12 protein-coding genes are annotated in these 14,331 nt (G+C 56.5%); 3 read left to right on the forward strand and 9 right to left on the reverse strand.

The window, feature by feature from the left end; all coding sequences use genetic code 11:
• Positions 1-38: 38 nt before the first annotated feature.
• Entirely contained in the window at positions 39-1,862 is a 1,824-nt protein-coding gene (locus AC2FIR_RS17045; protein ID WP_480490595.1) for a BCCT family transporter, read from the forward strand.
• A gap of 213 nt (positions 1,863-2,075) precedes the next feature.
• On the opposite strand, the gene AC2FIR_RS17050 is transcribed toward AC2FIR_RS17045, so the two are convergent.
• The 7 genes from AC2FIR_RS17050 to AC2FIR_RS17080 form a co-directional block, all read right to left on the reverse strand.
• A complete protein-coding gene (locus AC2FIR_RS17050) occupies positions 2,076-3,644 on the reverse strand; it encodes a trimethylamine methyltransferase family protein (protein WP_496744859.1) in 1,569 nt (522 codons plus the stop codon).
• Between the two features lie 25 nt (positions 3,645-3,669).
• Positions 3,670-4,869, reverse strand: a complete 1,200-nt coding sequence (locus AC2FIR_RS17055; protein ID WP_496744861.1) for an aromatic ring-hydroxylating oxygenase subunit alpha — start codon at positions 4,867-4,869, stop codon at positions 3,670-3,672.
• Positions 4,870-4,877: 8 nt separating this feature from the next.
• Complete coding sequence (locus tag AC2FIR_RS17060; protein WP_496762786.1) at positions 4,878-6,944, reverse strand: oxidoreductase; 2,067 nt, start codon at positions 6,942-6,944, stop codon at positions 4,878-4,880.
• A 91-nt stretch (positions 6,945-7,035) separates the two neighbouring features.
• On the reverse strand, positions 7,036-8,091 hold the full coding sequence (locus AC2FIR_RS17065) for an extracellular solute-binding protein (protein ID WP_480812554.1): 1,056 nt from the start codon (positions 8,089-8,091) through the stop codon (positions 7,036-7,038).
• Entirely contained in the window at positions 8,088-9,203 is a 1,116-nt protein-coding gene (locus AC2FIR_RS17070) for a polyamine ABC transporter ATP-binding protein (RefSeq protein ID WP_321251139.1), read from the reverse strand. Before AC2FIR_RS17070 ends, AC2FIR_RS17065 begins: the two co-directional genes overlap by 4 nt.
• A 19-nt stretch (positions 9,204-9,222) precedes the next feature.
• On the reverse strand, positions 9,223-10,017 hold the full coding sequence (locus AC2FIR_RS17075) for an ABC transporter permease (RefSeq protein ID WP_480812552.1): 795 nt from the start codon (positions 10,015-10,017) through the stop codon (positions 9,223-9,225).
• Positions 10,014-10,877 carry an ABC transporter permease gene (locus AC2FIR_RS17080; protein WP_480812551.1) on the reverse strand — a complete coding sequence of 288 codons (864 nt, stop codon included), beginning with the start codon at positions 10,875-10,877 and terminating at the stop codon, positions 10,014-10,016. The genes AC2FIR_RS17075 and AC2FIR_RS17080 overlap by 4 nt, the downstream gene beginning before the upstream one ends.
• Positions 10,878-11,067: 190 nt before the next feature.
• Between AC2FIR_RS17080 and AC2FIR_RS17085 the strand changes: the two genes are divergently transcribed.
• Entirely contained in the window at positions 11,068-11,709 is a 642-nt protein-coding gene (locus AC2FIR_RS17085) for a TetR family transcriptional regulator C-terminal domain-containing protein (RefSeq protein ID WP_170613667.1), read from the forward strand.
• Positions 11,710-11,989: 280 nt separating this feature from the next.
• Here the strand turns inward: AC2FIR_RS17085 and AC2FIR_RS17090 are convergent, their stop codons facing one another.
• Positions 11,990-12,463 (reverse strand): cupin domain-containing protein, encoded by a 474-nt coding sequence (locus AC2FIR_RS17090; RefSeq protein ID WP_321251132.1) that lies wholly within the window; start codon positions 12,461-12,463, stop codon positions 11,990-11,992.
• Between the two features lie 86 nt (positions 12,464-12,549).
• On the opposite strand from AC2FIR_RS17090, the gene AC2FIR_RS17095 reads away from it, so the two are divergent.
• A complete protein-coding gene (locus tag AC2FIR_RS17095) occupies positions 12,550-13,128 on the forward strand; it encodes a TetR/AcrR family transcriptional regulator (protein WP_496744866.1) in 579 nt (192 codons plus the stop codon).
• A 119-nt stretch (positions 13,129-13,247) separates the two neighbouring features.
• On the opposite strand, the gene AC2FIR_RS17100 is transcribed toward AC2FIR_RS17095, so the two are convergent.
• Positions 13,248-14,330 carry an ABC transporter ATP-binding protein gene (locus tag AC2FIR_RS17100; protein WP_496744867.1) on the reverse strand — a complete coding sequence of 361 codons (1,083 nt, stop codon included), beginning with the start codon at positions 14,328-14,330 and terminating at the stop codon, positions 13,248-13,250.
• Position 14,331: the final 1 nt, after the last annotated feature.

Consider the following 14,331-nt stretch of genomic DNA (forward strand, 5'->3'; position numbering starts at 1 on the left):
ATAAGTGAAACAGTCAACCTATGTGAGACCGTTAGAATATGGCGCTTGAGGACCCCTTCACAGACCTCAAAATAGAAACGCAGCGGACCGGGTTTTACAAAGGATATAACCTGCCGATTGCGCTGTTCAGCAAATTCTCGGTTTCGCTGCTGGTCCTGTGGGCGTTGGTTTGGCCGCTATCTGCAAACGACACGTTGCGTTCTTGGAAGTCAGGGTTGCTGGCCGAATTCAACGCCTTTTACAACATTTCGGTCGGTCTGTTTGTATTCTTCCTTTTTCTTGTTGCGCTTGTTCCGGCGACCGGGCGAATGCGGCTTGGGGCAGAAGTTGAGACGCCGGAATTTTCAAACTTTTCATGGTTTTCGATGATGTTTGGCGCGGGTCTCGGCGTGGGTCTTATGGTCTACGCAACCGCTGAACCACTGGGTTTGTGGGAGACAAATCCACTGACCGTTTCCGGGCAAGTTGCTCCAAAAAGTGAGGAGGCAATTGAAGGCGCTTACCGCTATACGTTTTTGCACACCGGCTTTCACGCTTGGGCAATTTACGTGGTCACCGGCCTGAGCCTTGCTTACTACGCCAATACCCGGGGCATGCCGCTGACAATTCGGACGGCGCTGACACCGTTGCTCGGAGAATACTCCAACGGAATTGCAGGCCATGTGATCGATATACTCGGCGTCGTGGCGACGATACTCGGCGTGGCTGTGACGATCGGTTATGGCGTTTCTCAACTGGTCGATGGCGCGTTTCTGATTACCGGCGCGAATTGGCTTGTGGAAAGTGCGCCGACCGCAATGAAGCCGTCGACCGCCGGACTGATCACGGCGCTGGTTCTGGTCATGATGATGTCGACACTCTCGGCCGTTTCTGGTGTGGGGCGCGGCGTCAAATACCTGTCGAACATCAACCTGCTGTTGTCCCTGGTATTGCTGGCAGTGTTCATTGTTTTTGGCTCGTTTGCGTTTGCCGCAACGACTTATGCAACGGCGCTGGTCGACTACGTCAAGAACTTCATCTCGCTGAGTTTTCAGGCTTATCGCCCAATATCGGAGATCGAGTACGCGTCCGTACTGCCGGCCGAGGCGGCTCCCTTTGTCGAAGAGCTGTTTGCGGGCGCAACAGATGCCTGGGGTACAAAAGCTGCCTTCCTGGAAGGGTTGAGAAACGATACCGCCAATCTTTCCGACGCAACCAAGACTGCGGCTTATGACGCGGGCACACAGGGGCGCTTGTTTGAATGGCAGGCCGGATGGACGACCTTCTATTGGGCGTGGTGGATCGCGTTCTCGCCTTTCGTGGGTCTTTTTCTGGCGCGTATCTCGAAGGGGCGCACGGTGCGCGAATTCATCCTTGGCGCGGTTATTGCTCCGTCCCTTGTGTGCTTCGCCTGGATGGCCATTCTGGGTGGGGCCGCTATCGATATGGAGCTGAATGGGGACGCCAACGGGTCAATCCTTGCCGCATCAACAACAGCGACACTGTTTGTCACCTTGGGGGAAATGATTTCGGGCGACTTCCTCATCATCATGAGCGTCATGTGTGTGGTGTTGACCATGACCTTCCTCGTCACGTCCGCCGACTCCGGCATTCTCGTGATGAACACGATCATGTCCGGTGGGTCTGAAGACACCGGTTTGCTTCATCGCGTTATCTGGGGCGCGCTGCTGACGCTTGTCATTGGAACCTTGCTGATTGCCGGTGGCGGCGGGTTAGAGGCTTTGACCAATTCGATGATCATTGGCGCGCTACCGTTCAGCGTAGTGTTGCTGCTCATGTGCATCTCGCTGGCCAAAGCAATGATAAACGACCTGCGCCGCTTGAACCACGAGACGCAAGCGGAGGGGCCGGCGGGTTCATGATTGCCTTGCCTAGCGGTTTCAGAACCCGAAGAAGGGTGGTTGGATTTGGCAAGTCAGTAGGCGAGTTGAACCAGGCGTTCGGCCTTCTTGAAATTGGAGGCCGTCTGGCAATCAAAGACCTGACGCACAAGGGCGCGTTTTGGACTTAGGCACTACAACAGCGCGGCATCGCAATCCTGCACGTTGCGATGCCTTTGCTGTTAACCGCAGAGTTCACCCCGCCCGCATCGCCTCGGGCGGCAGTTTGATCGGGAACCTCGAACGCACTTCCGCATCGGCCTTGCTGCCAAAGTAGTTCGGGTAGTGATTGGACAGAATGTCATCCACCACCGAGCGGCTGCGTTCAAACATGTCCTGACGCCCGGCTTTTTCCCATGTGTCGGTCAGTTCCCGGTCTAACAGGGTCGGATAGACATATTCGGTCTCCATGTATTGCAAGGTCTGCGCGTTGCCGAGGAAGTGGCCGGGGTCAATCGCGCATTCATGGATGACGTCGACGGAAAGCGTCTCGTCGCTCACTTCAATTCCACGGAGCGTTCGCGAGATCATTCCGGCGGCCTCATTGTCGATGACCATGGACTCGAAGCTGCACCCCATCAGGCTGCCGACCATCCCGCCAAATTCGCAGAGCCGGTTGGCCCCGGCATGGGCCGCCAAGGCGAAGGTCAGCGCCTTTTCCAGACCATATTGCGCGTCGGGGATCTTGGAATCCGTCATGCCACATCCGACGCTGGTCGGCAGGTTGTAAAAATTGCCCATCTGAATGGCTGCGGCCGAAATCAGCGCCTGTTCACCGCTGCCGCCCGTGAACGACCCGGTGCGCAGGTCGGTGATGAAGGGCCAGGCCGCGAAGACGACCGGTGTGCCCGGGTTGAGCAGGTTGGCAATGGCGACGCATGACAGGGTCTCGGCCACCGCCTGCGCCAAGGTCCCCGCCAGCGGCGCGGGTGATGTCGCCCCGGCTTGCGGCGGAACTGCAAGATCGCAAACGAGACCCATTTTCGCGGTATCGATCAGGATCTCCAGATTATCCCGCCCAAAGCGAAGGGGAGAAACGATTGGGCAGCCACCAAAGATGACTGAGGGCTTTTCAAGGAACTTGCCCTCCCCGCCCGAAGCCAGATCGAACAGATGGATCGCGTCCTGAATATGCTCGCGCGTGCGGAAGGTCAGGCAGGACGGTTTTTCGCTACCCGCCAGGATGGCATAGAGCATGCTCATGTCATGCTTATAATCCTGCGGAACATCCGTTGCCAGAACCGTGTCGCCGGTCATGTGAATATTGTCGAGCCGATCCACCAGACGGGTGAAATCATAAATATCCTTGAGGGTTGATGGCCGGTAACTGCGCGTTTCGGCGTCGAACGTTGTCACAGCGGTGCCGGAGTTTGCGTAATACACCTTGTCCTTAGTGCAATGCATGTCGTCCTTGCCGGCTCGCGATCCGCGTGCGTGGACATAGAATTCACTGGCCGCCTTGGCCAACAGGTCCTCCATCAGGGCGCGCGGAAAGCACAGCCTGCCGTGCTCGTTCACTGTCGCCCCCTTGGGCATCACAAGATCAAGGACTTCCTGCGTGGGATCGCCGACGCCTGTGCGTTCCAGAATGCCGAGCGCGGCTTCGTGGATGCGTGCCATATCGGCGTCTGACAGCGGCTTGTACCGGCCACCGGGGATGCCGGGCCAGATCGCCTGCGAGGCGGTATTGCTGGTCCGCACGGCCGCGCGTGCTTCACGCCCGCCCCCGCGCCGTCGTGATCTGCGCTGCGTAATTTCTGTCATCGTTCTTCTCCGAATTTTGCGCGTCTCAGATCATGCTGAAGTAGTTGCGATAGAAGCCGGGAATGCTCCATTCCATCTCGGACAGCGGCCCCGGGATGAAATGGTGTGAATTCACACCTTCCTGATTGTGGCGGATGATCCGTTCGTCATCGAGCGACGTGACATGCCAAAGCCATGTCAGTGCATCCTTGTCATAGTCGCGACCTTCTTCCGCGTCGCCGCGCACGTACCAGACGATCTGAATGTCCGTTTCCTGAAGGGCGCGTGGGACGAACCGATAACCAACTACGTGATCTGCGTAGACGAGGAAGTAGTTGAGCATCCCAACCCCCAGATCGGTGGCGCCCCCATCGTGAGTTTTCAGATCACCCAAGGGTGGCGCCAGAGGCCCGCCATCCTTGCTGCCCGTCAAATAGCCGGGGAACAGCGGGTAGCGCCGCCAGTAGACATCTGCACCCGGCGCGGTCGCGTTTTCCCCGGTGAGGTCCAGTTGTTCAGCGGGAATTCCGGCTTCTTCCATCCGCTCGTGAAGTGCCCCGCTGAATTCCAGAACTTGCGCTGGGTCTTTCAGGGAATGACTGCGGGAATAATCCTGATGGGATGGTGCGCAGTGGTAGCATTCCAGGTAGTTCTCCAAGGCCAGCTTCCAATTTGCCGGAACCGGATATGAGGCTTCATGCGCGACCTTCAGGTTCTCTAGGTCGAATGGCTTTGAAAGCGGGGCCAGCCTTTCCAGCGCTGCATCCAAAGGCGGGGCGTCTTCAGCGACACAGACAAAGATCAGGCCCTGGAAAATCTTCACCTGAACCGGGAACAACCCGTACTGGCCGGGATCAAAGTCCGGGCCCATTGATCGCCCGTTTCGCAGCTTGCCGTTCAGGTCGAAGGTCCACGCGTGATAGGGGCAAATGAAACTGCGCGCCTTGCCTTTCTGTTCAATGCAAACCCGCGATCCCCGGTGACGGCAGACATTCAGATGCGCGCGCACCTCACCCTCGCGATCCCGAACGATGATCACGGACTCGGGGCCGTAATCGAACAGGAAATAGTCACCCGGTTCAGAGATCTGGCTGACATGCCCGACCCAGATCCAGTTGCGGTTCCAGAACGTACTGATGTCGTTGTCATAAACCGCCTGAGAGGTATAGAAATGGCGCGGCAAGGCGAACCCTTCCCGCTGCGCCTCCATCAGTTCGCGCATTACTTGCAAGTCATCTTTTGGCATGGCGCACCTCATTCAGCTTCAAGGGAAACGATTTCCCGGCGGAAATACTCGCGGTCGATGTCGCCCGCGTCGCGTTCGAAATTCCTGGCAGCCATGTGACCCGAGAATACAGCGTCCGCGATCAAACCGGGGTTTGCCGCGTCGCCGATCAGTTCCAGCTTTGTCATCGGGCTGTCGGTCAAACCACGAAGTTCATCATAGAGGCCGGTTTCTCGCGTTCGCTGCGTGATCAAAACCACAGAACTGCATTCGATGGATTGTTCTCGGCCGGTATAGGCGCATTGTACTTTTGCCTGACCGGGCGCGATGCTGGCCAAGGTCTTGGACAGAACCAATCGAACGCCCTTTTCCAACAGACTGCGCTGAACTTTGATCTGTTCCAACGTCAATTCGGTAAATGGCGAAACCATCGAGGCCGGGGTCACAAAGACAACCTCACGCCCGGCCTGAGCCAGATGATCCGCCAGCACGCCACCAAGATAGGCCTGATCATCGTCATAGATCAGAACAGGACCGCCCTGCGGCACCTGCCCTGACATGATGTCGTCCGGAGTGAAAACCCGGGTGCCAGCCTCTATTGCTATGCCGCGAAATGCGGATTTCCCGCGACCATCCCGCCGCCAAGTTGAACCGGTTGCCAGAAAGACGTTGGGAATGCCTAGCTCAACAACCTCATTCGCCGACAAGCGGCTGTCGGTGAACAGTTGAACGTTCCCGCGTTGTTGCAGGTCGTAGATCCTGTGATCTGCCACGCGTTTCCAGGCAGACAGGCCGGTCAGGCCGGACTCCTGCAATACGCGGCCGCCAAGCTCTTGCTTTGCTTCGGCCAGAGTTACGTCGTAGCCACGACGCGCCAGTTGCATGGCGCATTCCAGCCCGGCTGGCCCGCTGCCAACAACAAGCGCGGCTTCCTCTTTTCCCCGGCGCTCAATGATTTCAGGATGCCAACCACGCCGCCACTCTTCGCCCATAGTCGGGTTCTGAGTACACCGGATGGGCACCCCCAAGGAATCCGCTGAAACGCAGATATTGCATCCAATGCACTCGCGGATTTCTTCGATGCGACCTTCCTTGATTTTGTTGGGAAGAAACGGATCGGCAATGGACGGTCGTGCCGCCCCGATGAAATCAAGGATACCTTTCTTGACCAGCGACACCATCAGGTCCGGAGACGTAAAGCGCCCGACACCAACAACCGGCTTGGACGTGACCTGTTTGACGAACTCGATATACGAGGTTTGAAAACCGTCGCGGGGTTCAAAACGGGTTGTCGCAGAATCATTGCTCCAATTCGCGACGTTGACGTCCCAGAGATCCGGCAGCTCTGCCAGCAGTTCAACAACGGCACGGCCTTCTTCCTGCGCCTGCATCCCGTCGGGTCCCAGCATTTCGTCGACCGCGAACCGAAGGGCGATGGCACAATCATCGCCGACCTCTTCTTTGGTTTCTTCCAGAAGCTCCCGGGTCAGGCGCACCCGGTTTTCCAACGAACCGCCATATTCATCGGTCCGGTCGTTGAACTGCGGCAACAGAAAGTGATGCGGCAGGGTCATGTGATGACCGGCATAGATATAAACAATATCGAAACCCGCCTCACGCGAGCGTCGCGCCGCCGCACGGTGCCACTTGCGAAACTCGCGAATGTCAGACTTGTCCATCGCGCGGGCCTGCTTGGGATACGCGGTTTGCAGGGCGAGCTCTGATGGGGCCAGCAAGGGCGCGCGGCTCAGGTGGTTTTGCGCATGGTGGCCGTTGTGCGCCAGTTCGATGGCCGCCAGCGAGCCCTTCTCGTGCACCGCCTCGGTCATCAGGCGCAGGGCGGGAATATCCCGCTCATCCCAGAGCCGGTTTTCGGCGAAAGGCGACAGGTCGGACGTCGGATGGATTTCCGTCTCTTGATTGGACACGACAGCCCAACCACCCTCGGCCTTCATCGCCCGCATTGCAGCCTCGGCCTGAGGTCTGAGATGCCCCATGCCGTTGCAGTGGGGCACCTGGTAGAACCGGTTTCGGGCCGTTACTGGCCCGATCCGAACCGGTTCGAAAAGAACAGAATATCCGTCAGCGCCTGACATTGCCGCGCTTCCTCCAGAAAATTGGAAATGTTGTCGTGGGAATGGAGGGACCGTCTGTCCCGCCATCTCCGGTTGTGTTGTTAAGGTCTGCTTAGAAGCCTGCTTTGATGCGCTCGAACTCTTTCAGCATCTTGGCTTCCAGCTCGGGGTTGACCGCGTCGAAGAACAGGCTGCCCTCAAAGAAGCTGTCCACGTCCGAGAAACCATAGGTTTCGATCAGCTCCGGGTCTGCTTGTGCAAACGCGTCTTCATTGGCATGGGCATACCCCCAGCTTTCGATGATGTACTTGCCGCTGGCGGCAGAGCTGAGCGCGTTCAGCATGTCATAGACCTGCTCATCCGACTGCTTGGCGGATTTCAGATGCACATAGCCGCAGACCCAGGTGGCGATACCCTTGTCCACATCACGCATCATGACGGCCGGGGTTTCGTTCCAGATCAGGTTCAGTTCCGACTGGTTCCAGCCCCAACCCAGTGTCACCTCGCCACTGGCAATCGCCTGGTCCAATTGTCCCGCATCGGACCAGTAGAAGCGCACATTGGGATGAATCGCGCGCAGGTAATCCGCCGCCTTCTGGAATTCCTCGTCGCTCATATCGGTATAGCTTGAGGCACCGGTCGCCAATGCGGCCATGGCAAATGCGCTGGAGGCGGCATCCGGAATGGCAACCTTGCCCTGATAGGCAGGATCCGCGAGCAGTTGCAGCGACACATCATCCGCCGAAATCATGTCGGTGCGATAGATCAGGCCGGTGTTGCCCCATTCGAACGGCACCATATAGGTCTGCCCGTCGATCGTGATGCCATCGACTTCCTTGATCTTGGGCATCAGCTTGTCCCAGTTTTCAAGCTTACTGGTGTCGATCGGCTTTAGCATATCCGCCGCGACCCATTTCCTCAGCGCATCCGTGCAGGGATGGGCCAGATCTGCTTCAAACCCGGACTGAAGCTTGGTGAACGCTTCTTCCACGCTACCGAAATAAGTATAGCTGGGCGCGCCGCCGTACTTTTCGACATAGTCGCCGTAGAACCCCTGATCCTCGTATCCGGACCAGTCGAAGACGGTCAGGTCCGCCGCGTTGGCCAGCGCTTGGCTGGCGGTAAAGGTGGCAACCACTGCTGCGGCGATTGATGCTGCTTTATTCATTTCTCTCCTCCCAAAGATTCACGTTTGCCCAAGTCGATCACTGAGGCGCTTTGAACGCCAAGCCAGACAGTATCGCCCCGGTTGTGATCGACTGTGTGAAAGTAGTTTGGCACTGCAACGGCGATGCTTTCCGGCAACCCGTCGACGCGCACATAATAGTGGACGCTTTCGCCATAGAAGGCGACGTCCGACACCTTGCCCTGAACATTCGCGTCATATCCATCCGGTTTTTCCGCGCTGATTTCCAACTGCTCAGGCCGAACGCCGACCAGCAGATCTTTGTCATGCACCTGAACATTCGGGTTCACCCCAATTGTCATCGAGCCAAACCCTTGAACATTCACGTCCAGCGTGTCGGCGTTTTCAGCAGTCACGTCAGCATTCAGGAAATTCATACCGCCGATGAAAGCGGCCACTTCCCGGTTGCATGGCTGCGAGTACAGCACCTCGGGTCTGTCGACCTGTTTGAGCTGACCGGCGAACATCACACCGATGCGGTCGGACATGGTCATGGCTTCGTATTGATCATGCGTCACCATCACGAAGGTAATGCCAAGCTTCTGCTGCAGGCGGCGCATTTCCAACTGCATCGCTTCGCGCAGGTTTTTGTCCAGCGCGGACAGTGGTTCATCCAGCAACAACACCTTTGGCCGCATGACCAGCGCCCGTGCAAGCGCCACACGTTGCCGCTGCCCGCCCGACAACTCGTTGGCCTTGCGGTCCTGCAACCCGCCGAGTTCCACCATCTCAAGCGCTTCGGCAACGCGTTCCTTGATTTCCTTCCGCGACAGCTTTGTCTTGCGCAAACCGAACCCTACATTGTCGCCCACATTCAGATGCGGAAAGATCGCATAGCTTTGGAACACCATGTTGGTAGGCCGCTTGTTTGCAGGCACCTCGCCCATGGTGCGTCCATCGATCCGGACTTCACCCTCTTCATGATCCTGAAAGCCCGCAATAATGCGTAAAGCCGTTGTCTTTCCGCAACCCGATGGCCCCAGCAGCGAAAAGAACTCACCCTCTTTCAAAGTCAGGTTCAGATCGGACACCGCCACAAAGGACCCAAAGCGTTTTTCGACGCCCTTAATCTCGATGATGTTCTGTTCGCTCATCTTGTTTGTTCCTTTGGCTTCAATCCGAAGATTGCGTGGAGCGGCGGCGGAAGTATTCGGCAATCAGCAGCAGCAGGACCGACGAGAGCAAAAGCAGCGATCCCAGGGCCAGCGTGTTGGGCAGCTTTGCGGGGAACCGGATCTGGCTCCAGATATAGACCGGCAGTGTCGGGCTGTTGCCGGACAGGAAGAAGGCCAGCACGAATTCGTCAAAGGACACGGTGAACGTGACCAGCAAGCTGGCGATGATGCCCGGAGCAACAATCGGCAGAGTGACGCGCCGAAACGTCCCGACAACGCTTTCGCCGAGGTCGAAGGCGGCCTCTTCCAAAGACTGGTCGAAATCGTCAAAGGCGGACTTCATGATCGACACTGCGAAGGGCAGAGCCACGAAAACATGGCCAAGAATTACGGTTGTCAGCGATGGTTTCAGCCCGATGCTGATGAACAGAACCAGCATCGAACTGGCAACGATGATGCCGGGGATGACCAAAGGAAGCATGACCAGTCCCTCGGACAACTCCCGCCCTGTGAAGCGATAGCGGACATAAGCGCGCGCGGCGAACAGGCCCAGCGACGTTGCCATCAGGGCGGTCACGCTGCCCACGATCAGCGAGTTCACCATCGCCTGCAACAGTGTGTCCTGCTGACCCAACTGCGCGTACCACTTCAACGTGAAGCCCTTTAGCGGGAAGGCCACGATGGTTCCGTCATTGAACGAAAACAGCGGCAAAAGCAGAACCGGCAGGTAGAGAAACACCAGGTAGGCGATGGCATAGACAAGCAACCACGGGATACGAAACGCCTTGGTCATCGAATCCTCCGCCCCAAGGCGGTGACGACCACCACGAACAGGATCGCGACGCAGCCGACCGAAAGCATTGCCAGCAGAGACAGGGTTGCGCCCAATGGCCAGTTATTGGCGGCGCCAAACTGTACCTGGATCAGGTTCGCCACCATTTTGCCCTGCGATCCACCGACCAGAGCCGGGGTGACATAGTCGCCCACAGTCGGGATGAAAATGATCAGGCAAGCCGCGATGATCCCCGGCACCGTCAGGGGCAGCGTCACGCGAACAAACCTTTCAAGTTTGCTGCACCCAAGGTCGGTTGCGGCCTCCAACAGGCTACGGTCGATCTTTTGGAGCGACACGTAAATCGGCAGGATCGCAAACGGCGCCCAGGCATGCGCAAGCGTGAGCACAACGGCAAACTCGTTGTAGAGCAGGAATGTCAGCGGTTCCTGAATCAGCCCCAGCGAAATCAGGGCCGAATTCATCACGCCGTTAAATCCAAGGATCAGTTTCCAACTGAACACCCGCAGCAGGTAACTGCTCCAAAAGGGGATGGTGATCAGCAATAGCCACAGGGTCTTCTTCTGCGTCCGAAACGCAATGAAATAGGCGATGGGATAGGCCAAACACACCGTCGACAGTGTCACCGCCCCCGCTATTGCAACCGACCGGATCATCAGGTGCCGCACCAAGGGGTCGGTGAACGCCTCTTGGTAGTTCGCCCAGGTCAGGGTGCGATCAATCTCGACATAGGTTTGGGTCCAAAAGCTGTAGGCCACCAGAATGCAAAGAGGCACGGCCACAAGCAAGCCGACATAGAGCGTCGCAGGCGCGCTCAGTGCCAGGCCCTTGCCCGTTTCGCTTCTTATGACTCCAGCCATGCTTCCCTGCTGAGTTTTGCTTGCGGTGGTGCGACGACGTACATCACAAAATGGACAATCGTCCATTTAAATCTGGAATTTTCAGGCCAGCTGTGTCAACAGATAATTTCACAACTAGGGCTGGCCAAAGTCACAATGGCCGCTAGAAGGCACCGCAATAGGCTGAAAACAAACAGAACCGCCTGACCATATGACCGGAAGACGACAAGAAATACGCGAACGAAATCGCCTGTCCCTGATCGAAGCGGTGCTCGACTCGGTCGCAGAGAAGGGTATTTCAGAGACATCCGTAAGCGAAATCATCCAGCGCGCCGAGCTGTCCCGCGGCATGATTCACCTTCATTTCGGCGGCAAGGACAACCTGGTTAACGAAGCCGCCCGCTATTCGTCCGAGCAATACTACAATGGCATTTATGCCTTGCTGGAAACGACCGGGCAAACTGGCCAGGAGCATATCGAGATGATTGTTCGGGGTGATTTGGGTGAAACCATCCTCAACAAGAAAAGCGTTTCAATTTGGTACGCGTTTCGCGGTGAGGCCAGAAACCGAGCGGCGATAGCCGCCTTCTCCGACACGCGGGACGCGAAGCTACGGAACCTTGTTTTCAACGCGTTCGCCCGGATTGCGAAGGAAGCTGAAATCGAACACCCCAATCAGGTTGCACGTGACGCAACTCATGGCACGCTTGCTATGCTGGAAGGGATGTGGACCGATTACCTGCTGCACCCGGATTCTTTTGACCGAACCGAGGCAATAAGGATCATCTTCCGCTTCTTGAGCTCAATGTTTCCAAACCACTTCGACCTTGGCGGCGCATTGTCGCCAAAATGACTGTTGCGACCAAATGTGTCAGCTTGCAGTCGATAGGAATAGTCCCCGACTGGCAAGTCAGAGCGTGAACCGGGTGCAGAAGGTCAATCTAAGCAAAATTGGATTCAATTTTGGCTCATCTAACGACGACCTTTCCCCTTGAGAAAAGACCCTCCGCAAGGCAATGCGTAGCAGAAGCTCACGCATGGCGAGGCGAGCGAGCAACTAGAGACCAATGCATGCGCGAGTTTGGACCCGGAAGCATCTGATAAGTTGCTTCCGGGCCCAAACTGAAATTCTGTTAGCTGGGGACTTCGGTGGGCACCAGAATCGTCATTCCAACCCTGTCGGCTACGGCCATGATTGCGGGAATATCCGGTGGTCCATCCGGGGCAGGAATGTCTGTTGTTCCGTCGGGCATGGCTTCACCAGCTTCAGTGAAGAACGTGTCATGCATAGCGCCAGGGGCATTAATGCAGAGCAATCGACCGGGCCTCGCTCCGGTACATGTAAAGGCGTGAACGGCACCGTCCGGCACTTTTACAAAATCACCACTCTCTACACTGTGGGTTTCGCCGTTCACAAGAAACTCGAATTCCCCATCAAGCACATAAAAGCTTTCATCTTCACCGGCATGATGGTTGGGCGGTGCGCCGGCCCCCGGCGCCGTTTTGATCTCGACAATTGTACATCGATTTCCTGTTTCGCTGGGAAAAGCATGGAATGTCAGAAGATTTCCAAGAAGATGATAAACCCGAGGGCGAGGTTCAGTCATTGCAGCTACTCCCTTTACTCGAAAATTAATACCATTATGATACATAAATCCACTTATGAGACAAGTGTATTATGAAAGGAGTTAACTTGGCGCGCCGAACAAACCAAATTAAACGAACTCGTGATGCGCTTCTTTCGGCCGCTCGTGAACTGATGTCGGAGGGACAGGAAGTGACGCTGGCAAAAGTGGCTGAACATGCCAAAATCAGTCGTGCGACGGTCTACCGATACTTTTCCGATCCGGGCGTATTGGCTTTGGATGCGACTCTGGACATTGAAGTCAAACCAACGTCTGAGCTGCTTCAGGGGGTTCATGATGTCCGGGATCGAGTACACGCTGTCGCGCGTTACTATCTGGATTTCTCACGCGAACATGAAGCTTATTTCCGGCAGTTTCTTGCAGAGTCTCTGAAAGCATCGCTTGAGCAGGGTACGACCAAAATGCGGGGCGCGAGACGGGTTGCTGCTTTTGCTGAGGCACTTGAACCAGCGCAAAAATCTATGAAACCCAAGGAAATTAAAGACTTGGCGATGCGGTTGTCCATGACGACTGGCATGGAGCAATTTATAATCATTGAAGACATTCTGCGTGTTGACCAGGCGACAGGCTACCGCCTTCAAGAAGGGCTGGTAGATGCTCTGCTTGAACGATATTTGCCAGACTAGAAAATTCTCGACTTTTCTCTGTGCTTTGATGATGGATGCATTGGCCAAGCCAAGTGGGCAACGTCAGGCCCAGATGAATTGCGCTCCCATTCTCACAACATTGATTGGGTGGCCGATCATTATTTCCGCAAAGATAAGCCATTGTGAAATAGATGCACCTTGCCCGGATCAGCGTTCAGTTTGACATTTTGTCCACGCAGACTTCGTTCGACACCCGGAAACTTGGCGACGATGCCTTCGGCCCCTGCCCTGCTGGCCAAATACAGCAGGGTGACTTCTCCCAAGGCTTCGATGAAATCGACATTGCCGTCCAGAAACCCAGAGGCATCGTCGGCGAAAAAGTCTTCGGGGCGTACGCCAACGTTTACCGGCAGACCCATTTGATCGGGATTGGTTGGAATGGATGAAACTGCCGTGCCGCCCGCATCAAGTTTGACCGATGTCTGTGCCCCGGTCCCGGATATTTTGCCGGGCATCAAGTTCATGGACGGCGAGCCGATAAACTGCGCCACGAATTCGTTGTCCGGTGTTTCGTACAGTTCCAGCGGTGTGCCCACCTGCGCAATGCCCTTGTTGGCCAGAACCACGATCCGACTGGCCAGGGTCATCGCTTCGACCTGATCATGGGTCACGTAGATCATGGTGCTGTCGGGCATTGCCTCTTTCAGCCGCGCGATCTCGATACGGGTTGCAACGCGCAACGCAGCGTCAAGATTTGAGAGCGGCTCGTCGAACAGATAGACCTTGGGGTCCCGTACAATGGCCCGCCCGATGGCGACACGCTGGCGTTGACCTCCCGACAGGGCCTTGGGCAGTCGATCCAGAAGCGGATCCAGCTGAAGGGTCTGTGCGGCGCGTTCGACGGCGGCATCGATCTCGGCGGCGGGCATCTTGGCGATCTTGAGCGCAAACGCCATGTTCTCGCGCACGGTCAAATGTGGATAGAGCGCGTAGGACTGAAACACCATCGCTATGCCTCGCTGGGCGGGCGGCACATCGTTCATGACCTGCCCTTCGATTTCCAGCGTTCCTCCAGTAATCTTTTCCAACCCGGCAATCATCCGCAACAAGGTAGATTTGCCGCACCCCGAAGGGCCGACGAAGACGATCAACTCGCCTTTCTCGATGTCCAGATCGATATGCTTCAGTACATCGACCGGACCATAGGACTTCGCCACATCTGTAAGCTTGAGTTCCGACATG

The sequence above is a fragment of the Ruegeria sp. CDSB136 genome, from assembly GCF_059610965.1.

Excerpts from the sequence above, each read along its gene's own strand:
- AC2FIR_RS17065 (WP_480812554.1), bottom strand. The coding sequence starts at position 8,091 with ATGAATAAAGCAGCATCAATCGCCGCAGCAGTGGTTGCCACCTTTACC.
- AC2FIR_RS17090 (WP_321251132.1), bottom strand. The coding sequence starts at position 12,463 with ATGACTGAACCTCGCCCTCGGGTTTATCATCTTCTTGGAAATCTTCTG.
- AC2FIR_RS17070 (WP_321251139.1), bottom strand. The coding sequence starts at position 9,203 with ATGAGCGAACAGAACATCATCGAGATTAAGGGCGTCGAAAAACGCTTT.
- AC2FIR_RS17075 (WP_480812552.1), bottom strand. The coding sequence starts at position 10,017 with ATGACCAAGGCGTTTCGTATCCCGTGGTTGCTTGTCTATGCCATCGCC.
- AC2FIR_RS17100 (WP_496744867.1), bottom strand. The coding sequence starts at position 14,330 with ATGTCGGAACTCAAGCTTACAGATGTGGCGAAGTCCTATGGTCCGGTC.
- AC2FIR_RS17050 (WP_496744859.1), bottom strand. The coding sequence starts at position 3,644 with ATGACAGAAATTACGCAGCGCAGATCACGACGGCGCGGGGGCGGGCGT.
- AC2FIR_RS17060 (WP_496762786.1), bottom strand. The coding sequence starts at position 6,944 with ATGTCAGGCGCTGACGGATATTCTGTTCTTTTCGAACCGGTTCGGATC.
- AC2FIR_RS17045 (WP_480490595.1), top strand. The coding sequence starts at position 39 with ATGGCGCTTGAGGACCCCTTCACAGACCTCAAAATAGAAACGCAGCGG.
- AC2FIR_RS17085 (WP_170613667.1), top strand. The coding sequence starts at position 11,068 with ATGACCGGAAGACGACAAGAAATACGCGAACGAAATCGCCTGTCCCTG.
- AC2FIR_RS17080 (WP_480812551.1), bottom strand. The coding sequence starts at position 10,877 with ATGGCTGGAGTCATAAGAAGCGAAACGGGCAAGGGCCTGGCACTGAGC.
- AC2FIR_RS17055 (WP_496744861.1), bottom strand. The coding sequence starts at position 4,869 with ATGCCAAAAGATGACTTGCAAGTAATGCGCGAACTGATGGAGGCGCAG.